26 protein-coding genes and 1 tRNA gene are annotated in these 24,951 nt (G+C 64.6%); 14 read left to right on the top strand and 13 right to left on the bottom strand.

Features of this window, described 5'->3' with window-relative positions:
• Positions 1-312, bottom strand: a 312-nt coding sequence (locus VGN68_RS09900) for a sugar phosphate nucleotidyltransferase (RefSeq protein ID WP_327476246.1), incomplete at its 3' end; no start/stop codon positions are given.
• 347 nt (positions 313-659) lie between these two features.
• Between VGN68_RS09900 and rfbA the strand changes: the two genes are divergently transcribed.
• From rfbA to rfbB, 4 genes are read left to right on the top strand one after another with little or no spacing between them, the layout of a single operon-like run.
• The gene (gene rfbA / locus VGN68_RS09895; RefSeq protein ID WP_327476244.1) at positions 660-1,541 is read left to right on the top strand and encodes a glucose-1-phosphate thymidylyltransferase RfbA; all 882 of its coding nucleotides are present in this window, start codon (positions 660-662) and stop codon (positions 1,539-1,541) included.
• On the top strand, positions 1,541-2,086 hold the full coding sequence (rfbC, locus tag VGN68_RS09890) for a dTDP-4-dehydrorhamnose 3,5-epimerase (RefSeq protein WP_327476242.1): 546 nt from the start codon (positions 1,541-1,543) through the stop codon (positions 2,084-2,086). Before rfbA ends, rfbC begins: the two co-directional genes overlap by 1 nt.
• Entirely contained in the window at positions 2,083-2,940 is an 858-nt protein-coding gene (gene rfbD, locus VGN68_RS09885; RefSeq protein WP_327476240.1) for a dTDP-4-dehydrorhamnose reductase, read from the top strand. Before rfbC ends, rfbD begins: the two co-directional genes overlap by 4 nt.
• Positions 2,933-3,997: a dTDP-glucose 4,6-dehydratase gene (gene rfbB, locus VGN68_RS09880; protein WP_327476238.1), complete on the top strand. Its 1,065-nt coding sequence runs from the start codon at positions 2,933-2,935 to the stop codon at positions 3,995-3,997. The genes rfbD and rfbB overlap by 8 nt, the downstream gene beginning before the upstream one ends.
• A gap of 236 nt (positions 3,998-4,233) precedes the next feature.
• On the opposite strand, the gene VGN68_RS09875 is transcribed toward rfbB, so the two are convergent.
• Positions 4,234-4,310: transfer RNA gene (locus tag VGN68_RS09875), tRNA-Arg, on the bottom strand.
• A 133-nt stretch (positions 4,311-4,443) separates the two neighbouring features.
• Here VGN68_RS09875 and VGN68_RS09870 point away from each other — a divergent pair.
• Complete coding sequence (locus VGN68_RS09870) at positions 4,444-5,478, top strand: YeiH family protein (RefSeq protein ID WP_414713034.1); 1,035 nt, start codon at positions 4,444-4,446, stop codon at positions 5,476-5,478.
• 32 nt (positions 5,479-5,510) lie between these two features.
• Here the strand turns inward: VGN68_RS09870 and VGN68_RS09865 are convergent, their stop codons facing one another.
• Positions 5,511-6,260 carry a zinc-ribbon domain-containing protein gene (locus VGN68_RS09865; RefSeq protein WP_327476234.1) on the bottom strand — a complete coding sequence of 250 codons (750 nt, stop codon included), beginning with the start codon at positions 6,258-6,260 and terminating at the stop codon, positions 5,511-5,513.
• Between the two features lie 170 nt (positions 6,261-6,430).
• Here VGN68_RS09865 and ftsE point away from each other — a divergent pair, with 170 nt between their 5' ends.
• The 4 genes from ftsE to VGN68_RS09845 are packed head-to-tail and all read left to right on the top strand — an operon-like array spanning position 6,431 to position 9,331.
• Positions 6,431-7,162: a cell division ATP-binding protein FtsE gene (ftsE, locus tag VGN68_RS09860; protein WP_327476232.1), complete on the top strand. Its 732-nt coding sequence runs from the start codon at positions 6,431-6,433 to the stop codon at positions 7,160-7,162.
• A gap of 5 nt (positions 7,163-7,167) precedes the next feature.
• On the top strand, positions 7,168-8,073 hold the full coding sequence (locus VGN68_RS09855; RefSeq protein WP_327476230.1) for a cell division protein FtsX: 906 nt from the start codon (positions 7,168-7,170) through the stop codon (positions 8,071-8,073).
• Positions 8,070-8,600: a YdcF family protein gene (locus VGN68_RS09850; protein ID WP_293701184.1), complete on the top strand. Its 531-nt coding sequence runs from the start codon at positions 8,070-8,072 to the stop codon at positions 8,598-8,600. The genes VGN68_RS09855 and VGN68_RS09850 overlap by 4 nt, the downstream gene beginning before the upstream one ends.
• A gap of 11 nt (positions 8,601-8,611) precedes the next feature.
• Positions 8,612-9,331 carry a lysophospholipid acyltransferase family protein gene (locus VGN68_RS09845; protein WP_327476227.1) on the top strand — a complete coding sequence of 240 codons (720 nt, stop codon included), beginning with the start codon at positions 8,612-8,614 and terminating at the stop codon, positions 9,329-9,331.
• 34 nt (positions 9,332-9,365) lie between these two features.
• Here VGN68_RS09845 and VGN68_RS09840 read toward each other — a convergent pair whose 3' ends face one another.
• Both VGN68_RS09840 and hisC read right to left on the bottom strand, forming a co-directional pair.
• Positions 9,366-10,277: a prephenate/arogenate dehydrogenase family protein gene (locus VGN68_RS09840; protein WP_327476225.1), complete on the bottom strand. Its 912-nt coding sequence runs from the start codon at positions 10,275-10,277 to the stop codon at positions 9,366-9,368.
• Positions 10,277-11,392 carry a histidinol-phosphate transaminase gene (hisC, locus tag VGN68_RS09835; protein WP_327476223.1) on the bottom strand — a complete coding sequence of 372 codons (1,116 nt, stop codon included), beginning with the start codon at positions 11,390-11,392 and terminating at the stop codon, positions 10,277-10,279. Before hisC ends, VGN68_RS09840 begins: the two co-directional genes overlap by 1 nt.
• A gap of 91 nt (positions 11,393-11,483) precedes the next feature.
• Between hisC and metX the strand changes: the two genes are divergently transcribed.
• Both metX and metW read left to right on the top strand, forming a co-directional pair.
• Positions 11,484-12,605 (top strand): homoserine O-acetyltransferase MetX, encoded by a 1,122-nt coding sequence (gene metX, locus VGN68_RS09830; protein WP_327476221.1) that lies wholly within the window; start codon positions 11,484-11,486, stop codon positions 12,603-12,605.
• 2 nt (positions 12,606-12,607) lie between these two features.
• Positions 12,608-13,195: a methionine biosynthesis protein MetW gene (gene metW, locus VGN68_RS09825; RefSeq protein WP_327476219.1), complete on the top strand. Its 588-nt coding sequence runs from the start codon at positions 12,608-12,610 to the stop codon at positions 13,193-13,195.
• A 73-nt stretch (positions 13,196-13,268) separates the two neighbouring features.
• Here metW and VGN68_RS09820 read toward each other — a convergent pair whose 3' ends face one another.
• The 3 genes from VGN68_RS09820 to VGN68_RS09810 all read right to left on the bottom strand — a co-directional run bounded on the left by VGN68_RS09820 (position 13,269) and on the right by VGN68_RS09810 (position 14,997).
• On the bottom strand, positions 13,269-13,766 hold the full coding sequence (locus tag VGN68_RS09820) for a GNAT family N-acetyltransferase (protein ID WP_327476216.1): 498 nt from the start codon (positions 13,764-13,766) through the stop codon (positions 13,269-13,271).
• An 8-nt stretch (positions 13,767-13,774) separates the two neighbouring features.
• Positions 13,775-14,191 (bottom strand): VOC family protein, encoded by a 417-nt coding sequence (locus tag VGN68_RS09815; protein ID WP_327476214.1) that lies wholly within the window; start codon positions 14,189-14,191, stop codon positions 13,775-13,777.
• 155 nt (positions 14,192-14,346) lie between these two features.
• Positions 14,347-14,997 carry a TetR/AcrR family transcriptional regulator gene (locus VGN68_RS09810; RefSeq protein WP_327476212.1) on the bottom strand — a complete coding sequence of 217 codons (651 nt, stop codon included), beginning with the start codon at positions 14,995-14,997 and terminating at the stop codon, positions 14,347-14,349.
• 204 nt (positions 14,998-15,201) lie between these two features.
• On the opposite strand from VGN68_RS09810, the gene VGN68_RS09805 reads away from it, so the two are divergent.
• Entirely contained in the window at positions 15,202-17,589 is a 2,388-nt protein-coding gene (locus VGN68_RS09805; RefSeq protein ID WP_327476210.1) for a TonB-dependent receptor, read from the top strand.
• Positions 17,590-17,643: 54 nt separating this feature from the next.
• Here the strand turns inward: VGN68_RS09805 and VGN68_RS09800 are convergent, their stop codons facing one another.
• Genes VGN68_RS09800 through hemC form a run of 5 tightly spaced genes read right to left on the bottom strand, consistent with a single transcriptional unit; the run spans position 17,644 to position 22,591 of the window.
• Complete coding sequence (locus VGN68_RS09800; protein WP_327476252.1) at positions 17,644-18,765, bottom strand: CaiB/BaiF CoA-transferase family protein; 1,122 nt, start codon at positions 18,763-18,765, stop codon at positions 17,644-17,646.
• Position 18,766: 1 nt separating this feature from the next.
• Positions 18,767-19,972: an acyl-CoA dehydrogenase gene (locus VGN68_RS09795; protein ID WP_327476208.1), complete on the bottom strand. Its 1,206-nt coding sequence runs from the start codon at positions 19,970-19,972 to the stop codon at positions 18,767-18,769.
• A 45-nt stretch (positions 19,973-20,017) separates the two neighbouring features.
• Positions 20,018-20,932, bottom strand: coding sequence for a mitofilin family membrane protein (locus VGN68_RS09790; RefSeq protein ID WP_327476206.1), 915 nt, complete (start codon positions 20,930-20,932; stop codon positions 20,018-20,020).
• Positions 20,933-20,951: 19 nt separating this feature from the next.
• A complete protein-coding gene (locus VGN68_RS09785; RefSeq protein ID WP_327476204.1) occupies positions 20,952-21,641 on the bottom strand; it encodes a uroporphyrinogen-III synthase in 690 nt (229 codons plus the stop codon).
• Entirely contained in the window at positions 21,638-22,591 is a 954-nt protein-coding gene (gene hemC, locus VGN68_RS09780) for a hydroxymethylbilane synthase (RefSeq protein ID WP_327476202.1), read from the bottom strand. The genes VGN68_RS09785 and hemC overlap by 4 nt, the downstream gene beginning before the upstream one ends.
• A gap of 307 nt (positions 22,592-22,898) precedes the next feature.
• On the opposite strand from hemC, the gene tsaD reads away from it, so the two are divergent.
• Both tsaD and VGN68_RS09770 read left to right on the top strand, forming a co-directional pair.
• Positions 22,899-23,933: a tRNA (adenosine(37)-N6)-threonylcarbamoyltransferase complex transferase subunit TsaD gene (gene tsaD, locus VGN68_RS09775; RefSeq protein ID WP_327476200.1), complete on the top strand. Its 1,035-nt coding sequence runs from the start codon at positions 22,899-22,901 to the stop codon at positions 23,931-23,933.
• The gene (locus VGN68_RS09770) at positions 23,930-24,922 is read left to right on the top strand and encodes an NAD(P)H-dependent glycerol-3-phosphate dehydrogenase (RefSeq protein WP_327476198.1); all 993 of its coding nucleotides are present in this window, start codon (positions 23,930-23,932) and stop codon (positions 24,920-24,922) included. The genes tsaD and VGN68_RS09770 overlap by 4 nt, the downstream gene beginning before the upstream one ends.
• Positions 24,923-24,951: the final 29 nt, after the last annotated feature.

Below are 24,951 nucleotides of genomic sequence, written 5' to 3'. Positions count from 1 at the left end.
CTGCTGGCGGACATAGGCGCAATTGCCGGGACCAAGCCGCGTCGGTTCCAGCACCGACAGATCCTTGCCGCGTTCGGACATCGTCTTTTCCAGCTCGAACGCGATGTCGAAATGATCCTCGATCGCGCTCTTGCCGCGGCCAGTGACAAAGATCATCTGCTCGATCCCCGCCTCGCGCGCCTCATCGACCGCATATTGGATCAGCGGCCGGTCGACGACCGGCAGCATCTCCTTCGGGATCGCCTTGGTCGCCGGCAAAAAGCGGGTGCCGAGACCGGCAACGGGAAAAACGGCTTTGCGGATCGGTTTCACTATTTTTGTCCAGTCATGTGAGAGGCGACGCGAAAGAGAACGCAGTGCCGGTATCGTCAGGCTGTCGAAAACCTGCTCCCGCTTTCCGGCTCCCGCTGTCGATTGGCAACCACGCGCAGCGTTTCGACGGCCAAAAAAAGGCCGCAAGCCTGACTTGTTTAACACAAGCCTCGCTGCATGTCCGGAAACGGGATTGCGCCGAAGCCATTGGTTTCGTTGACGGCTCAATAGGGCTGTGCGAGTGAAAAGCGCCCTACTGTCGGCGGCAATATCGCTTTGAGATATTCAATAATGGGTACAGATAACCTCGCAGAATCGGTGCGACACAAAATCTACAGGGGACAAAGGTGCAGCGTAAGGGAATAGTTCTGGCCGGAGGGTCAGGAACGCGGCTCTATCCGCTGACGCGAGCCATTTCGAAGCAACTCGCACCCGTTTTCGACAAGCCGATGATCTATTATCCGATCGCGGTCCTCATGCTCGCCGGGATTCGCGAAATCCTCATCATCACCACGCCCGAAGATCAGCCGATGTTTGAACGGCTGCTCGGCGATGGCTCCGACTGGGGGCTCGAATTGCGGTATGCGGCCCAACCCGAGCCGGCCGGCCTAGCGCAAGCTTTCCACATTGGCGCCGATTTTCTCAATGGCGCTCCAAGCGCCCTCATCCTCGGCGACAATATCTTCTATGGCCATGGCCTCGGGGAGATGCTGCAGGAAGCGGACAGCCGGACAACTGGCGCCAGCGTCTTTGCTTACCAGGTTGCCAACCCGCAAGCCTATGGCGTGGTCGAGATCGATGGCCGCTGCAACGCGCTCAGCATCGAAGAAAAGCCCGCGAAGCCCAAATCGAACTATGCCGTGACCGGCCTCTATTTTTACGACGAAACCGTCGTCCAGCGCGCTCTGGCGCTAAAACCCAGCGCCCGCGGGGAACTGGAGATTACCGATCTCAATCGCTCTTACATGGACGATGGCTGTCTCTCGGTGCAGATCATGGGGCGCGGCTTTGCCTGGCTCGACACCGGTACGCACGCATCGCTGCTCGATGCTGGCAACTATGTGCGTATCACGGAAGAGCGTCAGGGGCTGAAAATCTGCTGTCCCGAGGAAATTGCCTGGCGTTTGCGTTACATCGATGATGCCAAACTCAGGGCGGTCGCCGAACCGCTGCGCAAATCGGGCTACGGCGATTATCTCCTCAACCTGCTGGAAAACAGAAGCTTCTGATGCGGTTCGTCGAATGCGATATCCCGGGTCCCTTGATCATCGAACCGAAGGTCTTCGGTGATGAACGCGGGTTTTTTCTCGAAAGCTGGAACCGCGCTGCCTTCGCAGACGCCGGTTTTGATGTGACGTTTGTGCAAGACAATCACAGCCGCTCGTCACGCGGAGTCCTCCGCGGCCTTCACTATCAAGACCCCAATCCGCAGGGGAAGCTCGTTCGGGTCGCCAGTGGGCGTGTCTTCGATGTGGCGGTCGATATTCGCCGGTCGAGCAAGACCTTTGGCCGCTGGATCGGCGTCGAACTCAGCGCAGCCAATCAGCGGATGCTGTGGGTGCCGCCGGGCTTTGCCCACGGCTTTCTGACGCTCGAAGACCAGACCGACTTCTTGTACAAATGCACCGACTTTTACCAGCCGGCCGCGGAACATTGTGTGCGCTGGGATGATCCCGAGCTTGCGATTGATTGGCCGCTGGAGGGACTGATGCCGGAACTCTCGGCGAAGGACCAGGCTGGCAAGCTGCTTGCGGAAAGCGCGCTCCCCGAATGAAAGCGCTGATCACCGGAGCAAACGGGCAATTGGGCCGGGCCTTGGCAACCTGCGCGCCAGCCAGCAGCGAACTGATCGCGCTGACGTCAGCACAGCTGGATATCGGCGACCGCGCTGCGGTTGACGCGGCCTTTATCGATCACGCACCTGCCATCGTGATCAACGCCGCGGCCTATACGAAAGTCGATGCGGCGGAGGAGATGTCCGAACTGGCAGATCGCGTGAACCACCTCGGCGTCTCCCATCTCGCGCAGGCCGCGCAGCGCTGCGGCGCCCGAATGGTGCACGTCTCCACCGATTTCGTCTTCGACGGCATGGCGTCACATCCTTACCGACCCGATGCACCAACCGCCCCGCTCAATGTTTACGGCGCGACAAAATTGGCTGGCGAGAGCGCCGCTGGCGCCGAGTCTCTGACTGTCCGGACCAGCTGGCTGTACAGCGCCTATGGCAATAATTTCGTCGCAACGATGCTGCGTCTCATGCGGGAACGCCCGGTGCTCCGCGTGGTCGACGATCAGATTGGCACGCCGACAAGCGCGCACACGCTGGCAAACGCCCTTTGGACGTTGGCCGCAACCGACAATGTCGGCGTTATGCACTACAGCGATAGCGGCGTCGCGAGCTGGTATGATTTCGCCGTCGCGATCCTGGAAGACGCTGTTGCCATCGGGCTTCTCGACCAGCCGGTCGATATCATACCGATCCCGTCCAGCGCCTATCCGACCCCAGCCAAAAGGCCGCGCTATTCCGTTCTGGACAAAAGCGACACCATCAAAGCTCTCGGCTACGCGCCATCGCACTGGCGGGCGAGTCTTCGTGACGTCTTGGAGGCAATCAAATCCGATGGATAATCTACTGATCACCGGCGGAGCCGGTTTCATCGGTTCGAATTTCGTCCGCTATCTTCGCGAAAAGAGCCCAGATCGGGGAATTATAGTCCTCGACCTGCTCACCTACGCCGGAAACCGGACGAGCCTTAACGGCATCGACAATGTCGAGCTTGTCGTCGGCGACATCCGCGACACCGACCTCGTGCGCGAATTGCTGACGAGGCGGAAGATCGATACGATCGTTCACTTTGCGGCCGAAAGCCATGTCGATCGATCGATCGAGGGACCCGACGCGTTCATCGACACGAACATCATTGGGACGCACAGCCTCTTGAAAGCGGCAAAAGCCGAATGGCTCGACGCGGGTACCGGCCGACCGCACCGCTTCCACAACATTTCCACGGACGAGGTCTTCGGTTCGCTCGAACCCGACGAACCAGCGTTCAGCGAAACGACTCCTTACGCGCCAAATTCGCCTTACTCAGCGTCCAAAGCGTCAGCGGACCATCTCGTTCGGGCGTATCACCACACCTTCGGGCTGGTAACCACGACCACGAACTGCTCGAACAATTACGGACCTTACCAGTTTCCTGAAAAGCTGATCCCATTGTTCATTATCCGCGCGCTCCACGGCCAGAAATTACCGATATATGGGGATGGCATGAATGTCCGCGACTGGCTCCATGTCGCCGACCATTGCCGCGCCATCGAGGCCTGTTTGCATCACGGCCTCCCCGGCGAGACATATAATGTTGGCGGCGGAGAGGAGCTTCCGAATATCAAAGTGGTCGACGAGATCTGCGCCGCGGTTGATGCCGCCTTCGCCAGCGATCCCCGATTGGCAGATCGTTTCCCCGCCGCCCCTGCTGCGCAGGGCCGTTCCTCATCGGAACTGAAAAGCTACGTGACGGATCGCAAGGGTCACGATCGACGCTATGCAATTGACGAGCGCAAAGCGCGCGCGGAACTCAATTATGCGCCCGAGCGCGATTTCGCCCAAGGCCTGCGCGAAACAATCGCATGGTATCTCGCGAACGAAGGCTGGTGGCAGCCCTTAATGTCCAATCCTGCCGATTGAGCCTCGGCGCCACAAACTGTGGACCAGCACACGTCTGATGAGACGCCGCATTTTCACGAAGCCTTTGCTGCTTCTTGCATTGAAAAAGCTTGATTCCGGCTCAAAAGGTCAGCCCAGCCGACCGATTGCCCCCCGAAACCCCGCGCCAAGACCCAATGCGATTCTCTGAGCAGCCCTGATCTGTTCCGTAGGTTTTTCGTACCCTATTTCAGCGTCAGAGCTAAGTCATTGAAAAATGGCGCACCCGAAGGGATTCGAACCCCTGGCCTCTGCCTTCGGAGGGCAGCGCTCTATCCAGCTGAGCTACGGGTGCCAATAGAGCGCGGCCTCTAGCAAGAGCGTGGCCGCGCAGCAATGGCCTATCGACCATCGCGCGGCGATGTGCGAAGCGGCGCCATGGGCATGGGGAACGCTGCGTGAACGCACCATCCGAACAAAACTGGCCGATGGCCGCCGACCTGTATGGCGAGATGCAGCTTGAGGTGCGTCCGCCGACCAGGCGCCGCTGGCGCGACTATTGGCCCGGGGTGCTCGTGACCGCAATCGCGGCGCTCGCCGCCGCGTGGCTCGCCGACCATTATGCCGCGCCGCTGGTGCTGATGGGGCTCCTTATCGGGCTGGCGATGAGCTTTTTGTCGCAGGATCCGCGCACCCACGCCGGGCTCGACCTGATGTCGCAGACCGCACTGCGGATCGGGATCGTGCTGGTCGGAGCGCGGATCACCGCCGATCAACTCGCCGAGCTGGGGCCGCTGCCGTTCGCGCTGCTCGTGCTGATCATGTTGGCGGTGATGATCGTCACCGTCGCGACCGCGCGATTGTTCGCGCAGGATCGCCACGCGGCGCTGCTCGCGGGCGGCGCGACCGCAATTTGCGGCGCATCGGCGGCGCTCGCGCTCTATTCGCTGATCGGCGACAAGCGCGTCGATCAGGCGCGTTTCACGCTGACATTGGTCGGGATCACTATCGCCAGCGCCTTTGCAATGACGCTTTATCCAGTGCTGGCCGCCGAACTTAATCTCACCGACGCGCAGGCCGGTTTCCTGATCGGCGCGTCGATCCATGACGTCGCGCAGGCGATTGGCGGCGGTTTCTCTTTCTCGCCGCAGGCTGGCGAAGTCGCGACGATCGTCAAGCTAACCCGCGTCGCGCTGCTCGCGCCGATGCTGATGCTGGTCGCGCTGTGGCTGGGACGGCTCGGCGAAGGCGACCGGGAGCGGACAATCTCGCTCCGCCTGCCCTGGTTTATCGTCGGCTTTCTGGCGATCGCGGCGCTCAATTCGGTCATGGCCGTTCCCAAACCCGTTCAAGATGGTGCAGCGACCGGCGCGCAGGCTTTGCTCCTGCTGGCGATCGTCGCGACCGCAATGAAGGCGCGGCTGCATCTGCTGCTCGATCAGGGATGGCGCAGCTTTGCGCCGATCATCGTCGCCACAGTAACCAGTTTTCTGTTATCGCTCGCCGCCGCGCTGAGTTTGTGACGGCGTGACGTCATGCCACGCCGTTGTAAGACTTAGCTTTTCGGTAATGCCCAGCTGACGGTCAGCTGCGTCGCGCGACGCGGGATGTCGAGCTTTGCTTCGCTGAAATTGACCTTCTCATTGGGCGGCAGCATCCGTACTGGCGGTTTGATCGTCCAGCTATAGACGATTGTCCCCTGCGCATCGCGCAGTTCGGCGAGGATCGGCGGCACCCGCTGTTCGCGATCGGTCGGGTTGATGATCACCCCCGACGCGGCGAAATAGATCGTCCCATCGGCGAGTTCGCGATGATCCTGATTGGGCGGCAGTTCGATCACCAGATCGGGTTCGGCGGCCATACCGGGCAGTCCGAGGCCCTGCGCCCAGCTGGGCAAGCCGAAAAAATAAAGGCCAGCGGTCGCGGCAACCATCAACGCGGCGGCGCTGGCAGCAATCAGCGTCCAGCGCTTCGCCGGATTGCGGCGCGGGCGGCGGAACGGCAGCGGCGCTTCGTCAACGACCGCAGGTGCCGGTCGCGGCGCCGGGTCGATGGCAAAGGCTTGGGGCGGCGGCGGTGCAGGCTCCGCCACCGGCGCCGGACTTTCAGTAAAGGATGGTGCGGGTTCGGCTGGCGGGGTCACGACCGGCTCGGCCACGGGCGCAGCCGGCGCCGGGTCGCTCCGCGCGGGCTCCTGAAACCAGCTATGGCGACAACTGGCGCAGCGCACCGTCCGCCCCGTCGGTCCGATCGCCGTATCGGGGACGACATAACGCGTGTGGCAGGACGGGCAGGCGAGGATCATGGGTACCCTCTAAACACGCTGATTCGCGGCGTTGCAAGCGCCGCGTCGCCGCCGGGCGCCCACTCGCCGCTTTACCTGCCACGGCAGCCGTGTAACAGGCGGGACATGAGCGCCGCCGCGCCCCTGTTTCGTGCCAATCTGCCCGCGCAAACGGGCGTGTGGATGACGCCATGACGGACGCGCCCAGCCCGCGGCCCGGCGGCGCGATGGTCGAATTCGACAGCGTCGGCCTGCGCTACGGTCCCGATGCCGAAGTGCTCTGTGACATCAGCTTCAACCTGCAACCCGGCAGCTTCTATTTCCTTACCGGACCGTCGGGCGCGGGCAAGACCTCGCTGCTCAAGATGCTCTATCTGGCGCAGCGGCCGAGCCGCGGCATCGTTCGCCTGTTCGGCGAGGATCTGGTCCATATGCCGCGCCAGCGCCTGCCCGGGTTTCGTCGCCGCATTGGCGTCGTGTTCCAGGATTTCCGCCTGATCCCGCATTTGTCGGCGCGCGACAATATCGCGCTGCCGCTGCGCATCGCCGGGGTCGGCGAAGAGGATCTGTCGGGACCGGTCGGTGAAATGCTCAGCTGGATCGGGCTGGGTGATCGCGCCGACGCGCGCCCGGCGACCTTGTCCGGCGGCGAGCAGCAGCGCGTCGCCATCGCCCGCGCCGTGATTGCGCGGCCGCAGCTGCTTGTCGCCGACGAACCGACGGGCAACGTCGATCCCGAAATGGCGATGCGCCTGCTCGGTCTGTTCGAGGCGCTGAACCGCCTTGGCACCACCGTCGTCGTCGCGACCCACGACATCCACCTGATCAGCCGGATCGAAAATGCCCAGATGATGCGGCTGGAAAGGGGACGGCTCGCCGACCCGACCGGCGCGCTGCGCTATCCGCCGGCAAACCGGGTCTAGCGCCGATGATCATCCCACGCGTTCCCGTCCAGCACCGCCGCCTGCTTCCCGATCGTCGCCTGTCGGGGCCGACGCCGTGGGTGATTGCCATCTTGATGATGCTGACGCTGCTTGCCGCCGCCGCCGGGGTCGGGCTGGCACGCTCGGCCAATGCGATCGGTAGCGCGATTGCCGGGCGGGTGACGGTCCAGATCGTCACCGCCAATCCGGTGACCCGCGCGCAGCAGGCCGCGGCGCTCCGCCGTGCTGCCGCCGCGCAGCCTTTTGTCCGGTCGGCGCGCTCGGTCGGGCAGGAAGAATTGCAGGAAACGCTCGGCCAGTGGTTTGGCAGCGCCGAAGGCAATGACCCGGTGCTGCAATCGCTGCCGCTGCCCGCACTGATCGACATCGATTTCGTTGGCGAGGATCGCAGCGGGCATATGGCACAGCTGCGTGCGCTGGTCGCGGCGGAAGCCCCGGGGGCGCGGATCATCCCGCACGCCGAATGGTTGGGACCGGTCGCGCAGTTGATCCGCTCGCTGGCGTGGATCGCCGGGGGACTGGTGCTGTTGATGACGCTCGCGAGCGCCGCAGTGGTCATCATGACCGCGCGCGCCGCGCTTGCCACCCATTTCCCGACGATCGAGATCCTCCATCTGATCGGCGCCACCGACCGCCAGATCACCCGGCTGTTCCAGCGCCGCATCGCGATCGACACCGCCTATGGGATCGCGCTCGGCAGCGTCGTCGCCGCCGCGATCCTGTTGCTGATCGGGTGGCAATGGACGGGGATCACCTCGGGCCTTGCCGCGACCGCATCGCTGGGGCCGGCCGGCTGGGCGCTCTTGCTGGCGCTGCCGCTATTGGCTATCGCACTCGCAGCCCTGACGGCGCGCCAGACGTTGCTCGCCGCGCTCAAGAAGATTTTATGATCAAGCGCCTGATATCCCTTCTCTTCCTGGCTTGGGTGCTTGGCTTTGCATGGTTTGCCCTGCTGCCGCCGCTGCCCGCTCCGGCCCAAAAAACCGACGCCATCGTCGTGCTGACCGGCGGACCGGGACGCATCGACCGGGCGCTTGAACGGCTGGAAGCGGGCGATGCCAAACGCCTGTTGATCAGCGGCGTCGCGCGCGAGGTGAAACCGCGCGAGCTCGCCGCCGAATATAAACGCCCCGCCTCGCTGTTCGATTGCTGCATCGCGCTGGGGTTCGAGGCCGAGGATACGCGCTCGAACGCGACCGAGGTCGCGACCTGGGTTGCGCGGCGCAACTATAAAACGGTGCGGCTGGTCACCACCGACTGGCACATGCGCCGCGCCGAATATGAAATCGGCCGCGCGATCGGCGACAAGGTGACGATCCTGCCCGACGCGGTGCGCAGCGAACCCAATTTCGCTACGCTGTTTCGCGAATATCACAAATATCTCGCGGGGCTGGCGGGCGGCCTGCTGGGCCTGTAAGCGCTACGGCGATGCGCTACACCGTCGCCCTGATCCGCTCGATCCTGTTTTGGATCGCTTTTTTCGTGATGAGCAGCATCTCGTCGATCGGGGGGGTAATCGCGCTGCCGATCTCGCATCGCGGGACGATTTTTTTTGTGCGCATCTGGGCAAAGGCGCATCGGATCTTCTGTCGCTTCCTGCTCGGCCAGACGATTGTCATCGACGGCGACATGCCCGACGTCCCGGTGCTGTATGTCTTCAAGCATGAATCGGCGTTCGAGACGATCGAACAGCCGATGCTGTTCAGGCATCCTGCGGTGTTCGCCAAAGAGGAGCTGTTTTCGATCCCGGTCTGGGGTCAGGCAGCGCGTTTTTACGGCCTGATCCCGGTCGATCGCGACGGCGGCGGCAAGGCGATGCGCGCAATGCTCGGTGCCGCGAAGGCGGCACTCGCCGCGGGTCGCCCGCTGGTGCTATTTGCCGAAGGGACGCGGGTGCCGCATGGCGAAGCGCCGCCGCTGCGCCCCGGCTTTGCGGGCATGTACCGGCTGCTCGGGGTCGATGTGATCCCTGTCGCGGTCAACAGCGGCCTCGCCTTTCCCCCGCGCCGCTGGGTCAAATGGCCCGGCACGATCACCTACAAGATCGGCGAGACGATTCCCGCTGGCCTGCCGCGCGAGCAGGCCGAGGAGCGGGTGCGGGTAGCGATCAATGCGCTGAATCCGCCTGAAGCGTTGTTGAAAACCTGATCGTCGCCCCCGCGAAGGCGGGGGCGACGTTTAGCTAATGCTTGCGCCCGAAATCAGGCGCCGGGTCATCCTGCCCCTCGGCAATGATCGACCGGCGGATCGCACGGGTGCGGGTGAACCAGTCTTCCAGCTTGTTGGCATCGCCGCGACGGATCGCCTGCTGCAAGACGGTCAGATCTTCGTTGAAGCGCTGCAAGGTCGCCAGCACCGCGTCCTTGTTGGCGAGGAACACATCGCGCCACATCACCGGGTCGCTGGCGGCAATACGGGTGAAGTCGCGGAAACCGCCCGCCGAGTATTTGATTACTTCACTCTCGGTGACCTCCTCCAGCTCGCTGGCGGTGCCGACGATCGTATAGGCGATCAGATGCGGCAGATGGCTGGTGACCGCCAACACCATATCGTGATGCGCGGCGTCCATGACGTCGACCCTGGCACCCAGCGCTTGCCAAAAGTCGGTGAGCGCCGCCACCGCGTCGGCGGGAGCCGCGGTGTCGGGGGTGATGATGCACCAGCGCCCGTCGAACAGGCTGGCGAAGCCGGCTTCCGGCCCGCTGTTCTCGGTCCCCGCGACCGGATGCGCCGGGATGACGATATGGCCGGGCAGCACCTTGGCCAGCGCCTCAGCAACGCTGGCCTTCGACGATCCGACGTCGGAGATGATCGTGTCCTTCGCCAGCCCGGGTGCCATCGCTGACGCCGCGGCGGCCATGCCGCCGACCGGTACTGCCAGAATAACCAGATCGGCATCGGCGACCGCGCCCGCGGCATCATCTAGCACCGCGTCGCACAGCCCCAGCGTGCTGGCGACATCGCGCACCTCGGCGCTGGCGTCATGGCCAATGACCATCACATCGGGCAGCCGTTCCTTCACCGCGCGCGCGATCGACGATCCGATCAGGCCCAGCCCGATGATCGCCAGCCGTTCGACGCGCCGTGTCACCATCAGCCGTTCAGAGCCGCGCGGATCGCTGCTGCCAGTCCGCGCGTCTCGTCCTCGGTACCGATCGTCATGCGCAGCGCGTGCGGCAATCCCTGTCCGGGCAGCCAGCGGACGATATAGCCCGCGTCCATCAGCCGGTTGTACACCGTCTCGGCGCTCACATCGCCCTCGAACAGGACGAGCAGGAAGTTGCACGCCGACGGCACGACGCGCGCACCGTGGTTGCCGAGGCTTTCGAGTTCGCCAGCCAGCCAGGCGCGCCATTTGGCGTTGTGGTCACGGCTGGCGGTCACAAACTCCTCATCACCGATCGCCGCGATCGCCGCTGCCTGCCCCGCGCGGGTGACGTTGAACGGCAGGCGGATGCGGTGCAGCGCCGAAATCACCTCGGCAGCGGCATAGCCCCAGCCGATGCGTTCGGCGGCAAGGCCGTGGATTTTCGAAAAGGTGCGGGTAACGAACACATTGGGCTGCGTCTTGGCAAGCTCAAGCCCGCCGTCGTCCTCGGCCTCCGACAGATATTCGGAATAAGCCTGATCGATCACGAACAGCACATCCTTGGGCAGCCCGGCATAGAGCCGCGCGACCTCATCTTTCGACGCCAGCGTCCCGGTGGGGTTGTTCGGATTGGCCAGATAGACAACGCGCGTCCGCTCGGTCACCGCGGCGAGCAACGCATCGACATCGGTCGCATAGTCACGGTCATCGGCCTCGACCGGCACCGCGCCGACGCGCCGCGCCGCGATCTCGTACACCGCAAAACCATAGCGCACGTACAAGATCTCGTCGCCGACGCCGGCATAGGTACCCGCCGCCAGATGCAGCAGCTCGTCCGACCCGTTGCCGCAGATGATCCGCGCCGGATCGAGCCCGAACTTCGCCGCGATTGCCGCGCGCAGTTCGACCGAACCGGGATCGGGATAGCGCGACAAGGCGTCGGGCGCTGCCTGCGCCGCAGCAAATGCCGCGCGGGCTTTCTCGCCGGTCCCCAGCGGATTTTCATTGGCACTGAGTTTGATCAACGGGCGACCATCAGCCCCCGCCGATTTGCCGGGGACATAGGGAGCGATGCCGCTGATCCACGGCTTCGGGCTGAGTGTTTGGGTTGCGTCGGTCATGCCGCGCCGTTTAACGGCTATGCGCCCCAAGTCCAGCGTCTAGTCCAGCACGTTGACAGGCCTCGCGCGCCCGCTTAGCCCCGCGCAAACCATGGCCAGCCTGCTCCACCAGATCCAGCATCACAGCGTGACGATCCCAGCGTCGCTGCCGCTCGACAGCGGGCAGAGCCTGCCGTCGGTGACGATCGCCTATCAAAGCTATGGTGCGCTCAACGCCGCCAAGTCGAACGCGGTGCTGATCTGCCACGCCCTGACCGGCGACCAATATGTCGCGAGCGACCATCCTGCGACAGGCAAGCCCGGCTGGTGGGCGCGCATGGTCGGCTCCGGCAAGCCGATCGACACCGACCGGTTCCACGTCATCTGCGCCAATGTGCTGGGCAGCTGCATGGGGTCGAGCGGTCCCGCAACCCCCGACGCCGCGACTGGCGCGCCGCTCGGCATGGCGTTTCCGGTGATTACCATCGCCGACATGGTGCGTGCGCAGGCGATGCTGCTCGATCATCTTGGCATCGCGCGACTTCATGCCGTCGTCGGCGGCTCGATGGGCGGGATGCAGGCGCTCGCTTGGGCCGCGGCCTATCCCGATCGGCTCGCCTCGGCGGTCGTCATCGCCAGCGCAGCGCGTCATTCGGCGCAGAATATCGCGTTTCACGAGGTCGGGCGGCAGGCGATCATGGCCGACCCCGACTGGCAGGACGGCCAATATTATGCCAGCGCCCGCGCGCCCACCAAAGGTCTCGCGGTCGCGCGCATGGCGGCGCACATCACCTATCTCTCCGAAGCGGGGCTGACCGAGAAATTCGGTCGCCGCCTGCAGGCGCGCGACATCAAAAGCTTTGGCTTCGATGCCGATTTCCAGGTCGAATCCTATCTGCGCCATCAGGGGCTCGCCTTTACCGACCGCTTCGACGCCAACGCCTATCTCTATATCACGCGCGCGATGGACTATTTCGACCTCGCCGACCCGCACGACGGCCGCCTATCCGGGGCGTTCGGCGCGGCAAGGGACGTCCGCTTTACGCTGGTGAGCTTCGACACCGACTGGCTCTATCCGACCGCCGAATCGCGCCGCATCGTCCAGGCGCTGCAAAGCGTCGGTGCGTCGGCCAGCTTCGTCGAACTTTCGGCGCCCTTTGGCCATGACAGCTTCCTGCTTGACGTCCCCGCGCTCGACCGCATCGTCGCTGGCGCGCTCGGCCGGGGCTTCTGACGATGGCGCTGCGCCCCGACCTCGCGATCATCGCCGCCGCGGTGCCGACGGGCAGCCGCGTGCTCGATGTCGGTTGCGGCGATGGCGAGTTGATGGCGGCGCTCAGGGATCAGGGCGTCGATGCGCGCGGGCTCGAAATCGACCCGGCCAATGTCACCGCGGCAATCGCGCGCGGCCAGTCGGTGGTGCAGGGCGACGCCAACCGCGACCTCGCCGATTATCCCGATGGCGCGTTCGACTATGCGATCCTGTCGCAGACGCTGCAGACGACCGAGCGCCCCGACCGGGTGGTCGACGAGCTGCTCCGCATTGCGCCGCGCGCCTTCGTCAGCTTTCCCAATTTCGCCCATTGGCGCATCCGGCTCGCACTCTTGTGGGGTGGCCGGATGCCGGTGACCCGGCTGCTGCCCGTCGCTTGGTACGAAACGCCGAACATCCACCATGTCACCGTCAGCGATTTTCGTGACCTGCTCCGCGCCAAGGGGATCGGGGTCGTGGCGGCCTGGTATCTGTCGGGCGACACACCGACGAGCGCCGCGGCGGCAACCTGGCGCGCCGAACATGCGATTTTCTTGATCGGGCGAGGCTGATCCACAAGGTTCGCGGCCGCTAACGGTCGAAATGTGTCGCAACGACACGATGCACAGACCATGGAAAGCTGCTTTATGCGTCGATCAGATCAATTTCGTAGCGCCAGACATCAAGAGGAAAAATCCCGTCCGGAGCAGGAAGTCGGCTGGTCATGACACCTTCGCGACGCCAACCCGACTTTTCGTAGAAGCGCGCGGCGCGTTCGTTCCCAATTGCACAAGCCAGCCAAGCTCTTTGATGGCCTTTTGCTCTTATACGACCGAGTGCGTCCGTGGTGAGACGTGCGGCAAGGCCTGTACCACGCGCCGCAGCGCCGACATAAAGCTGATACAGCTCGTCGTGCTTGGTGATCGCGAGCCCAGCCGGGGCGCCCTCCGGGCCAGCTGTCCGCACATCTGCGAGCGCTTCTGTCAAACGCTCGCTAAAGCTCTCAATCGTCCTCAACTGCCTGAGTCTAATTGGGAGAATTTCTGCATGAGCGTCTTGCCATCCATCGAACCACAATCGCGCCAGCGCGTCGATTTCTGAAGAGTCCGCTGCTCGAATCGGCCATTTGCCATCGGTACACATGGCGTGTCTTAACTCGACAGAAGTGGATTGGGATGCTGAGCACCCAGACCTCCGCTCCCATAAGGCCGGGTGATAACTTCAAGGATATGGCCATTTGGGTCGTCAAAATAGACGCCCCGCCCATCGTCCCACCGATTAATCTCTGCTGGAATCCTGTGAAACGGATCGGCCCAATAGGGCAATTGGCGTGCAGTGATTCGGCCCAAAATGTCGTCAAACTCAGCCTCACTGACAAGAAAGGCAAAATGACGGGAGGTGATGGGTTGGTCAGTCTGAAGCATATCGAGCGACGTCTCGCCGACTTGCAGCACGGTGAAGTGCCCGAGTCGACGGGGAGGCGGCAAGTTGAGAATGTCGGCGTAGAAGGCGGCGGTTGCGACCGCATCCGCTGCATGAACGATCGTGTGATTCAGAGTCACAGGCATTTGTGGACCATAGCCCAGCGCCGATTGCGATGGGAAGGCGATTAAGAGTCTCGGTGCTACGTCTGCATTGTTGCACTGAATCCGTCTGTCGGTACCTCATCGCTTGTCGGCCATTCGACTTTATGTGGGTCCAGCCCGCACCACGGGAGTAGCCATCAATCCCGCTTCATCAACCCGTTCGCGACAAAGTCATTCGCGATCCGCGCGATTTCCGAAATGTCGGCATCTTCGTCCCACAGGCCATAACGCATGCCCAGAAAGACGTTCATGCCGCCGATCGCCCAGGCGTGGATTTCGCCGACATCGGCGCGAATCTCGCCGCGCGCGGCGCCCGCTTCCAGCCGCTGCCGTACGCGCGCGACCGTCGTTTCATAATGGCGGCGATAGCTGGCGTAATCGACGAACTCGGCCTCATCGATGATCCGGTAGATTTCCTTATGCTCGCGCACAAAGCCGAGGAAGGATTCAAGCCCGATGCGCTCGGCGCTGATTTCGTCGGGCGCAGCCTGAACCAGCGGCGTGACATGGTCGCGCAATTGCTCGCTCATATAGCGGACGAGCGCCTGGAAGATTTCATCCTTTGAATCGAAATAGGTGTAGAAGCTCCCGAGTGCGGTCCCGGCGCGGCGGGTGATGCCGCTGATCGACGCTTCGTGAAAGCCGCGCTCGCCGAACTCCACCGCCGCCGCGTCGAGCAACTTCCGCAAGGTGCGGCGCCCGCGATCGGTGCGCGGCGTCTTGTCGCGCACTTCGCCTGCGGTATCCGGGTCCGCGTTGTCCGGTGCTGCGTCTTGCGGCTCATCCATGGCTGTTTTCCGTCTCCCCTCCGCCCGCCCTCGCTGCATCGTGGCTTTTTCGCACCACTGGCAAGCAAAAAACGACGAAGTCATATTCCAAGTTGAAACTTGGTTCATGTTTCATTATTGGGTGCGTCGCGGCTTGGCAAGCACCGAGCCCAAGAAAAACGAAAAGGGCGGCAAGCGGCCGCTCCTTACATGGGAGAGTCCTACATGCGTCCTTTCGCTCGTCCGCTGCGCCGCGCCATTCTCGCTTCGAGCGCGCTGTCCATGCTCGCCTTTGCCCCCGCCGCCTTTGCCCAAGACGAAGGCGCCAACGCCAGTGCGAGCGATGACGAGATCATCGTCACCGCGCGCCGCCGCGACGAACGCCTGATCGACGTGCCGATTGCAGTCACCGCCATCTCGGGCGCCGCGCTCGAAGCCGCGGGTGCGATCGACATCACCGATGTCCAGAACCAAGCGCCGAATGTGACGCTCGAAAATTCGCGCGGCACCAACTCGACCCTGACCGCTTTCATTCGCGGCGTTGGTCAGCAGGATCCCGTCCCGGGCTTCGAGGCCGGGGTCGGCATTTATCTCGACGATGTCTATCTTAACCGCCCGCAGGCAGCGGTCATCGACATCTACGACGTCGAGCGCATCGAAGTGCTGCGCGGACCGCAGGGTACGCTCTACGGCCGCAACACCATCGGCGGCGCGATCAAATATGTGACCAAGCGGCTGCCGTCCGATTTCTCGCTCAAGCTGCGCGGCAGCTACGGCAGCTATGACCAGGCCGACGGCGTGCTGACCGTCAGCGCGCCGATCGGCGAGATGCTTCGCGTCGGGGGTTCGGTCGCGCGTCTTTCGCGCGGCGGTTTCGGCGATAATATCAACATTCCAGGGGTCGAAAATTACAACAAGGACGTATGGGCCGGCCGCGGCACGATCGAATTCGGTTCGCCCGACGACCGCTTCCTGATCCGCTTGACGGGCGATTATACCCGCGACAAGTCGGACCCACGCAATGGTCACCGGCTCACCCCCAGCCTGCTCACCGGCGCGCCTGTCCTCGACGACGTTTATGATACCCGCGCGGGCCTCAATAGCCCGAAGCAGGACGTAGAGGCTTATGGTTTCGCGATGAACGTTCGCGCCGCGCTGTCGGACGAGCTGACGCTGCGCAGCATCTCGTCGTTCCGCAAAGACACCAGCCTGACGCCGATCGACTTTGACGCCTTGCCAACGGTCGATGTCGACGTCCCGGCGATCTACAAGAACGAGCAGATCAGTCAGGAATTCCAGTTGCTCTATGAAAGCGACAGGCTGAGCGGCCTTGTCGGCTTCTATTATCTCGACGCCAAGGCTGCGACCAAGTTCGACGTCATTCTCGCAACCACCGGCCCGCTGATCGGCGTTCCGCTCGCCAGCGGCTTTGGCCAACAGACGCGCGGTGACGTGCGCACCGAAACCTGGTCGGTATTCGGCGACTTCACCTTCGACTTCAACGACTGGCTCAGCCTGTCGGCGGGCGGCCGCTTCACGCGCGATACGCGCAACTCGGCGATCTTCAAGGCGAACCGCCTCGGTGGTGCCGACCCCGAATTTGGCGGCAACGGCGTCAATCTCGGCGCGCCGATCACCGATTTCCGGGGCAAGGCGACGTTTGAGAAATTCACGCCGCGGGTCTCGCTCTCGGTCAAGCCGAACGCGGATATGCTGGTCTACGCGTCCTACTCGAAAGGGTTCAAGGGCGGCGGTTTCGACCCGCGCGGCAGCGCCAACATCACCCCGAACACCGACGGTGTCGCCGGTCCGCCAACCTATCAGGAAATCTACGACTTCTTCCTGTTCGAACCCGAAACCGTCGATAGTTATGAAGTGGGGATCAAGGGTACCGCCTTTGACCGCGCGCTGACCTATGCGCTGACCGGCTTCTATGCCGATTATAAAGATGTCCAGATCCCCGGCTCGGTCGGTGTCGATGCCAATAATGACGGCATCTTCGAAGGCTTCGCCGGGGTTACCACCAACGCCGCCGCGGCCAGCTTCAAGGGCATCGAAGCCGAATTCCAGGCTCGCTTCGCGCGCGATTTCGCAGGGGCCGGCTCGCAGGTCACACTGGGCGGGACGCTGGGCTATATCGATGCCCAATATGATACGTTCAACACGATCATCGCGGGCGCGGCCGTAGACGTCGCCGATTTCCGGGCGATCCAGAATACGCCGAAATGGACCGCAGCGGGTACGCTGGGGGTCAGCGTCGCAGGCATGGGCGGCATGATCGGTGCCTCGACGACCTTGTCCTATCGCAGCAAAACGAACCAGTTCGAAATCCCCAGCCCGTTCCTCGACCAGAAAGGCTATGCGCTGCTCGACGCAAGCATCGTCTGGACATCGGAAGACGACCGCTTCAGCCTTGGTCTGCATGGTAAGAATCTGACCGACAAACAGTATATCACTTCGGGCTATCAGTTCGCGGTGGGCAACGCGATTACCGGCCAGCCGACGCTGACCCCCACCGGAAACATCACCCCCTCGCTGGGCCGCGAAGGCGTGGTCACCGCCTTCTACGGCAACCCGCGCCAGGTTTTCGTCACCGGCACGGTGAAGTTCTGAGGCAGGGAGAAGCCAAATAAGGGCAAAGGGGCGTCGGCAACGGCGCCCCTTTTTCTAGCCCGCGAGCCGCGGCGCCCCGCCAGCCGCGACCATTCGTTCGCCGTCGATCACAATCGGGCTGGCAAGCCCGTCAACAAACGCCCCTTCGGCCCGAAATCGCATCCCGCGTGCCGCAACCTGCGGGTCGGCGAACACCTCCGCGATATCGTTGATCGGCCCCGCGGGGACGCCCTCCGCCTCCAGCGCCAGCGCCAGCGGTTGCGCGTCCCAACCCGTGACCTTCGCCGCGAGCAGCGGAATCAGCGTGGTGCGATTGGCCAGCCGCGCCGCATTCGTGACAAAACGGGCATCATCGGCCCAGCTGGGCTCGCCCAGGATCATACATAATTTACGAAACTGCCCGTCGTTGCCGACCGCAATCACCAGCTGGCCGTCGGCGGTCGCAAACGCCTGATAGGGGACGACATTGGCATGGCCATTGCCCATCCGCCGCGGCGATACGCCGCTCGCGAGGTAATTGGCCGCCTGATTGGCGAGCACCCCGACCTGACAATCCAGCAGCGCCATGTCGATATGCGCCCCCCGACCTGTGGCGTCACGGCGCCGCAACGCCGCAAGGATCGCGACCGCCGAATATAGGCCGGTAAAAATATCGGCATAGGCGATCCCGGCCTTTTGCGGCGCGCCGTCGGGTTCACCGGTCAGCGACATCGCGCCGCCCATCGCCTGAATGATGAAATCATAGCCGGCGCGGTGCGCATAGGGACCGGTCTGGCCGAAACCGGTGATCGAACAGACGATCAGCCGCGGGAAATCGGCGATCAGCGTCGCGGGGTCGAGGCCATATTTCTTCAGCCCGCCAACCTTGTAATTCTCGATCACCACATCGGCATCAGCAATCAGCGCCCGGACCTCGGCCTGCCCCGCGATCGTCCCAATATCGATCGCTACCCCTGATTTGCCGCGATTGGTGCTGTGGTAATAGGCCGCACCCAGATTCTCGCCGCCTTCGCCCATGATAAAGGGCGGTCCCCAGCTGCGCGTATCGTCGCCGACCCCCGGCCGCTCGACCTTGATCACCTCAGCGCCCAGATCGGCAAGCAATTGCCCGCACCATGGCCCCGCGAGCACCCGCGCCAGTTCGACGACGCGGATGCCTGCGAGAGGCTTGGCGATGCTATCCACCAAAAGCGGAAATGCCGGTGATCGCGCGGCCCAGGATCAGCGCATGGACGTCGTGCGTGCCCTCATAGGTGTTCACCGTTTCCAGATTCACCGCGTGGCGGATGACATGATAATCGGCCGAAATGCCGTTGCCGCCGTGCATATCGCGCGCGACGCGGGCGATATCGAGCGCCTTGCCGCAATTGTTGCGCTTGAGCAGGCTGATCGCGTCGGGGATCAGCCGCCCCTCGTCGATCAACCGCCCGACGCGCAGCGCCGTCTGCAACCCGAGCGCGATTTCGGTGAGCATATTGGCGAGCTTGAGCTGGACGATCTGGTTCGCCGCGAGCGGGCGCCCGAACTGCTTGCGCTCGCCGGTATAATTGCGCGCTGCTTCATAGCAGAATTCCGCCGCACCCATCGCGCCCCACCCGATGCCGTAGCGCGCGCGGTTGAGACAGCCGAACGGACCTTTCAGCCCCGACACATGCGGCAGCAGCGCGTCTTCGCCGACCTCGACCGAATCCATCACGATCTCGCCAGTGACTGACGCGCGCAAGCTGACCTTGCCCTCGATCTTCGGCGCCGACAGGCCCTTCATGCCCTTTTCGAGAACGAAACCGCGGATCGCGCCGTCATGCGCCTCCGACTTCGCCCACACGACGAACACGTCGGCGATCGGCGAATTGGTGATCCACATCTTGGCGCCCTTGAGGCGATAGCCACCTTCGATCTTTTCGGCGCGCGTCCGCATCCCGCCGGGGTCGCTGCCGGCATCGGGCTCGGTCAGCCCGAAACAGCCGACGAGTTCGCCCGAGGTCAGCCCGGGCAGATATTTCCGCTTCTGCTCCTCGCTGCCATAGGCGTTGATCGGGTGGATCACGAGCGAGCTTTGCACCGAACAGGCCGAACGATAGCCCGAATCGATCCGCTCGACTTCGCGCGCGATGAGCCCGTAGCTGACATAGTTCAGCCCGGCGCCGCCATATTCGGGGTCGATCGTCGCGCCGAGCAGGCCGAGCGCGCCCATTTCGGACATGATCTCGCGGTCGAACCGCTCATCGAGAAACGCCGAGGTGACGCGCGGCAGCAGCGCGTCGGTCGCATAGGAACGCGCCGTGTCGCGCACCATCCGCTCCTCTTCGCTGAGCTCGGCATCGAGCTGAAGGGGATCGAGCGGGTCGAGCGCTTCGATGCGCTGCGGGTCGGCGAGGGCCATAAAAGGGCTTTCTCTGTAAGGCGAGCAGCCCTTTCGGGACACGCGCTAGGGGGTCGGGGCCGCTGTGCTGCGGGCGATTGCGGCAGCCGGGCTGTCGCGCGGCTCCAATATCGCGGCGGTCTCGATCAGGTCAAGCGCACGCCGCGCCTCATGATAGCGCCGTGCGTCGATCAGCCAGTCGTTCGCCATCGCGGCGCCGGGCATCGCCTCGACCTCGGCGATCGCCTTGTCGGCCTGCCCCGCGCCCAGATAGCGGCGCGCGCGTTCGAGCCGCTCCGAGGCGCGCGGCGACTGCGTTCCCGCGGCGCGCACCACGAACAGCTCGCTCAGCTCGCGGCGAAAGCCCGTCCACAGGCTGCCATTGTCGTCGCCGCCGCGCCCGACGAGTTGCGGCGCCAGCGTGTCGAGCTCGGCGCGCAACTGTTCGAGCGTCACCGGTTCGCGCGACGTTTCGATGATCGTTTTTACCGCATTGGGCTGATCGTCGCCAAAGCGCAGCCGCAGCTGGGCGTCGAGATAACCGAGCGACAGCCCGCGATCGAGCGCGCGGCGCACCGCAAAGGCGACGAGCAGCCCTTCGGCGCGCGACGCATTGCCCGATGCCGATTCGGCCTCCAGCGTGATCCGCGACAGCCGTTGTTCGAGTTCGGCGACGCGCGCCGCCAGCGCATTGGCGCCATCGACCGGGGCGACCACCAGCGGCAGCCCCGGCGCGGCTTTCGGCGCGGCGCCGGCGAGCAGCGCCGGGTCGGCAAGATCGCCCGCCCCTTGCGTGTCGATCACCTTGGCCGCTGGGGCAGTCCCATCGCCCGTGAGCCAGCGATTCACTGCCCAGCCGCCGCCAACAACGCCGACCAGCAGCAACAGCAAGGCAGCGATGGCGAGCAGCCGAAACGATGGTCCCCTCGCCGGGACCGCCTCGGCCGCAGGCGAGGGGGTGTCGATGCTGTCGATTGCCATATGTCTCTTTCGAACGACCCTATTTTCCGCCCTTGTGGCACAAAGCATGGGCCAGTGCCAACATTGACGCGTCGGTCGGCGCCGCGGCCGCGGCCAATTCGCCCCAGCCTTCGCCCGCCGCCGCCGCGGCCGCAGGGCTGATCGCAACCAGCGTCAGATGCGCGCGCTGTGGGCCGACAAGGTCGGCGATTCGCTGCGCCGCGCGCGCCGAATGGGCGAGCAGTACGGCGGGTGCAGAAACCTGCTGCGCCCACGCAGGGGGTGGCTCGACCGCATCGACCACATAACAGGCGACCGGCTCCAGCGCCGATCCGCGCGGATCGAATTCGGATCGCTCGCGCCCGCAAAGCCAAAGGATTCGGGCGGGTTTGCCTGACGTCATACCATCAAGAAGGCGTTGAGCGTCGGCATTGCCCGTACGAACGACGGTCAGTCCCGCCGCCTTTGCCGCATCGGCGGTCGCGGAACCCACCGCATAAGCCGGCAGCGGAGCGAGACGCGTCAGCTGCTGCCCGGCTAATCGCACGGCCTGCGCGCTGGTGAGCAGCATCGCGTCGAAATCTTGTGGTGTCGGCGCCGTCCATGGCAGCGCCCGAGCGGCAAACAGCGGCATCGCACGGGCATCAAAACCCAGTGCGGTCGCGCGCGCCATCGTGGCGCTATTGCCCGGTTCGGGGCGGGTGACGATCAGCGGCAGGGCGCCGCTCATGCAGCGAACAGCCGCCGCACCGTTTCGGGGGCGTCATCGAGCAACCGCCGCGCCAGCGCCGCCGCCGCATCGTCATGGTCGATCAGCGCATGTCCGATTGCATGCTCGGCGCCGTCTTCGGAGAAAATTTCGGCGTCGAGTTGCAACATGCCGTCATCACGCCAATGCGCATGCGCCGCGACCGGCGAGCGGCAGTCGCCGCCCAGCGCTGCCAGAAAGGCGCGCTCAGCCGCCACTGCGCGGTGCGTCTGCGCATGATCTATCGCCAGCAACAGCGCGAGCGTTTCGCCATCGGCGGCGCGGCACTCGATCCCGATCGCGCCCTGCGATGCGGCGGGCAGCAGCATCGCCACGTCTTGCACGGTGCCGACCGCGTGCATCCCCAGCCGGTCGAGTCCCGCCGCCGCGAGCAAGGTCGCATCGGCCTCGCCCGCCGCCAGCTTCGCCAGCCGCGTCGCGACATTGCCGCGCAGCAGCACCGGCTCCACATCGGGGCGGATTCGCCGGATCTGCGCAGCGCGGCGCGGGCTGCTCGTCCCCAGCCGGGCGCCGTGCGGCAGATCGGCGACGCTCGTTGCCGCAATGCCCTCGCGCACCACCAGCCGGTCGCGCGGGTCGGCGCGTTCGAGCATTGCGCCCAACGCAAAACGCGCATCGCGCAACGTCTCGACGTCCTTGAGCGAATGAACCGCGATATCGATCACCCCGGCGTCGAGGGCAGCATCCAGCTCGCGCGTCCACAGCTCCTTGCCGCCAACTTCGGAGAGCGCACGATCCTGGATACGATCGCCCGTCGCGGTCATCGGTACGATCTCAAGCGCCTCGGACGCGATGCCGTGCGTCGCCATCAGCGCTGCCACCGTCATATGCGCCTGCGCCATTGCCAGCGGCGAGGCGCGGGTGCCGATACGCAGCGGATGTTCGGGTGTAGGGTGCGGGATCGAAGCCATGCGCCGCTGCTAAGGCGTCCGGACAGGAAAAGGAAGACAAGGGATTCGCACAAAGATTTGTTCACGCGGAGGCGCAGAGGCGCAGAGAGTGCGATTGCCGCGAAGCGGCATTTTTTCATCCGGCGTTGCGCCCTAGTAAAGCCTTGATTGAAAAAGAGGTCATTCGACCCGGGCCTTCTTCTCCGCGTCTCCGCGTGAACAAAGTTCTTTTCTTCTTCTCTGCGCGCTCTGCCATCTCTGCGCGATTCATTCCTTCCAACCGCGCTTGCCCCCGCACGCCCCGCGCGGGTAAGGGACACGCAACATTATGACTCTCATCCTTGGCCTTGAATCGAGCTGCGACGAGACCGCAGCGGCGCTTGTCACCAGCGATAGGCGCATATTGGCGCACCGCGTCGCGGGGCAGGAGGCCGAGCACAGCCCCTTTGGCGGCGTCGTACCCGAAATCGCGGCGCGCGCGCATGTCGACCGACTGGCGCCGATCGTCGCCGGGGTGCTCGCCGATGCCGGCGTCTCGCTCGCCGATGTCGACGCGATTGCCGCAACTGCTGGTCCCGGTCTGATTGGCGGCGTCATGGTCGGGCTCGTCACCGGCAAAGCGCTCGCCCACGCTGCAAACAAGCCGCTGATCGCGGTCAACCATCTCGAGGGGCATGCGCTCAGCCCACGCCTTGTCGATCCCGACCTCGCCTTTCCCTATCTGTTGCTGCTCGTCTCGGGCGGCCATTGCCAGTTGCTGCTCGTCAAAGGCGTCGGCGACTATCGCCGCCTCGCCACAACGATCGACGATGCCGCGGGCGAAGCGTTTGACAAGACCGCAAAGCTGCTCGGACTCGGCTATCCCGGCGGCCCCGCGGTCGAGCGGATCGCGCAGGACGGCAATCCGCAAGTGGTGCCGTTGCCGCGACCGCTCGTCGGCAGCGCCGAACCGCATTTCTCCTTTGCGGGGCTCAAAAGCGCCGTGGCGCGCGCGGCCGCGAAGGGGGCGCACAGCGTCCCCGACCTTGCGGCCTCGTTCCAGCAAGCGGTCGTCGACTGTCTCGTCGATCGCAGCCGCATCGCGCTCGCCGCCTGCCCCGACGCGACCGCGTTCGTCGTCGCGGGCGGGGTCGCCGCCAATGGCGCGATCCGCACCGCGCTGACCGACCTCGCCGCGCGTTTCGACCGGCCCTTTGTCGCACCGCCGCTGTGGTTGTGCACCGACAATGGCGCGATGATCGCCTGGGCGGGTGCCGAGCGCTTCGCTGCGGGCCTATTCGACGATCTGTCGGTCGCCGCGCGCCCGCGCTGGCCGCTCGATCCTGACGCTGAAACCGTGCGCGGTGCGGGAGTGAAGGCATGACGTCATATCGGAACTTCGGCGTGATCGGCGGCGGCGCGTGGGGGACCGCGCTGGCGCAGATGCTCGCGGCCGATGGCGCGCCCGTCCGTCTGTGGGCGCGCGAAGCGGATGTCGTCGCCGCGATCAACGCCAAACATCGCAACCCGGTCTTTCTGCCCGGCGCCGCGCTGTCTGCATCGCTGACCGCAACCGGCGCGCTCGCCGACATGGCCGATTGCGACGCGCTGCTCGTCGTCGTGCCGGTACCGTTCCTGCGCGGCGTCCTTGTCGATCTGCCCGCGGGCGACGCACCTTTGATCTTCTGTAGCAAGGGGATGGAGGCGGGCAGCTTTGCCTTCCCGATCGACATGGCGCGCGACCTCGCACCGCAGCGGCCGCACGCGGTGCTGTCGGGACCGACCTTTGCGCATGAGGTCGCCGCGGGACTGCCGACCGCGATCACCCTCGCCGCCGCCGATCCCGACGTCGCAGCCGCGATTGCCGGCGCGATCGCCCGCCCGCATTTCCGCCCCTATGTGTCGACCGACGTCATTGGCGCCGAAATTGGCGGCGCCATCAAGAATATCCTCGCCATCGCCTGCGGTATCGTTGACGGCGCCGGGCTCGGCCTCAATGCGCGCGCCGCCCTGATCAGCCGCGGCTTTGCCGAAATGACGCGCTTCGGGCTGGCACGCGGCGCGCAGGCGGAAACGCTGGCGGGGCTCGCCGGGCTCGGCGATCTCGTTCTCACCTGCACCTCCGCCAATTCGCGCAACTTCGCGCTCGGCCAGGGGCTGGGGCGTGGCGACGATGCCGCCACGCTGATGGCCGATCGCCGCACCGTCGCCGAAGGGGCGTTCAGCGCCCCGGTCATCGCCGCCGCGGCGCGCGCCGACGGCATCGACATGCCTATCTGCGATACCGTCGCGCGGCTAGTCGCGGGGGAAACGCGTGTTGCCGATTCCATTCAGGCCCTGCTCAGCCGCCCGCTGCGATCCGAGGGTCGGTGAGCTTTAGCGGAGAATTGCCTGCCACCCGC

Source organism: Sphingopyxis sp. (genome assembly GCF_035998965.1).
Taxonomy (GTDB): Bacteria; Pseudomonadota; Alphaproteobacteria; order Sphingomonadales; family Sphingomonadaceae; genus Sphingopyxis.
The sequence above is the reverse complement of the archived record's forward strand: the minus strand, read 5'-3'. Positions and strand labels throughout refer to the sequence as shown.

Excerpts from the sequence above, each read along its gene's own strand:
- rfbC (WP_327476242.1), top strand. The coding sequence starts at position 1,541 with ATGCGGTTCGTCGAATGCGATATCCCGGGTCCCTTGATCATCGAACCG.
- rfbD (WP_327476240.1), top strand. The coding sequence starts at position 2,083 with ATGAAAGCGCTGATCACCGGAGCAAACGGGCAATTGGGCCGGGCCTTG.
- rfbB (WP_327476238.1), top strand. The coding sequence starts at position 2,933 with ATGGATAATCTACTGATCACCGGCGGAGCCGGTTTCATCGGTTCGAAT.
- VGN68_RS09870 (WP_414713034.1), top strand. The coding sequence starts at position 4,444 with ATGGCCGCCGACCTGTATGGCGAGATGCAGCTTGAGGTGCGTCCGCCG.
- VGN68_RS09865 (WP_327476234.1), bottom strand. The coding sequence starts at position 6,260 with ATGATCCTCGCCTGCCCGTCCTGCCACACGCGTTATGTCGTCCCCGAT.
- ftsE (WP_327476232.1), top strand. The coding sequence starts at position 6,431 with ATGACGGACGCGCCCAGCCCGCGGCCCGGCGGCGCGATGGTCGAATTC.
- VGN68_RS09855 (WP_327476230.1), top strand. The coding sequence starts at position 7,168 with ATGATCATCCCACGCGTTCCCGTCCAGCACCGCCGCCTGCTTCCCGAT.
- VGN68_RS09850 (WP_293701184.1), top strand. The coding sequence starts at position 8,070 with ATGATCAAGCGCCTGATATCCCTTCTCTTCCTGGCTTGGGTGCTTGGC.
- VGN68_RS09845 (WP_327476227.1), top strand. The coding sequence starts at position 8,612 with ATGCGCTACACCGTCGCCCTGATCCGCTCGATCCTGTTTTGGATCGCT.
- VGN68_RS09840 (WP_327476225.1), bottom strand. The coding sequence starts at position 10,277 with ATGGTGACACGGCGCGTCGAACGGCTGGCGATCATCGGGCTGGGCCTG.
- hisC (WP_327476223.1), bottom strand. The coding sequence starts at position 11,392 with ATGACCGACGCAACCCAAACACTCAGCCCGAAGCCGTGGATCAGCGGC.
- metX (WP_327476221.1), top strand. The coding sequence starts at position 11,484 with ATGGCCAGCCTGCTCCACCAGATCCAGCATCACAGCGTGACGATCCCA.
- metW (WP_327476219.1), top strand. The coding sequence starts at position 12,608 with ATGGCGCTGCGCCCCGACCTCGCGATCATCGCCGCCGCGGTGCCGACG.
- VGN68_RS09820 (WP_327476216.1), bottom strand. The coding sequence starts at position 13,766 with ATGTGTACCGATGGCAAATGGCCGATTCGAGCAGCGGACTCTTCAGAA.
- VGN68_RS09815 (WP_327476214.1), bottom strand. The coding sequence starts at position 14,191 with ATGCCTGTGACTCTGAATCACACGATCGTTCATGCAGCGGATGCGGTC.
- VGN68_RS09810 (WP_327476212.1), bottom strand. The coding sequence starts at position 14,997 with ATGGATGAGCCGCAAGACGCAGCACCGGACAACGCGGACCCGGATACC.
- VGN68_RS09805 (WP_327476210.1), top strand. The coding sequence starts at position 15,202 with ATGCGTCCTTTCGCTCGTCCGCTGCGCCGCGCCATTCTCGCTTCGAGC.
- VGN68_RS09795 (WP_327476208.1), bottom strand. The coding sequence starts at position 19,972 with ATGGCCCTCGCCGACCCGCAGCGCATCGAAGCGCTCGACCCGCTCGAT.
- VGN68_RS09790 (WP_327476206.1), bottom strand. The coding sequence starts at position 20,932 with ATGGCAATCGACAGCATCGACACCCCCTCGCCTGCGGCCGAGGCGGTC.
- VGN68_RS09785 (WP_327476204.1), bottom strand. The coding sequence starts at position 21,641 with ATGAGCGGCGCCCTGCCGCTGATCGTCACCCGCCCCGAACCGGGCAAT.
- hemC (WP_327476202.1), bottom strand. The coding sequence starts at position 22,591 with ATGGCTTCGATCCCGCACCCTACACCCGAACATCCGCTGCGTATCGGC.
- tsaD (WP_327476200.1), top strand. The coding sequence starts at position 22,899 with ATGACTCTCATCCTTGGCCTTGAATCGAGCTGCGACGAGACCGCAGCG.
- VGN68_RS09770 (WP_327476198.1), top strand. The coding sequence starts at position 23,930 with ATGACGTCATATCGGAACTTCGGCGTGATCGGCGGCGGCGCGTGGGGG.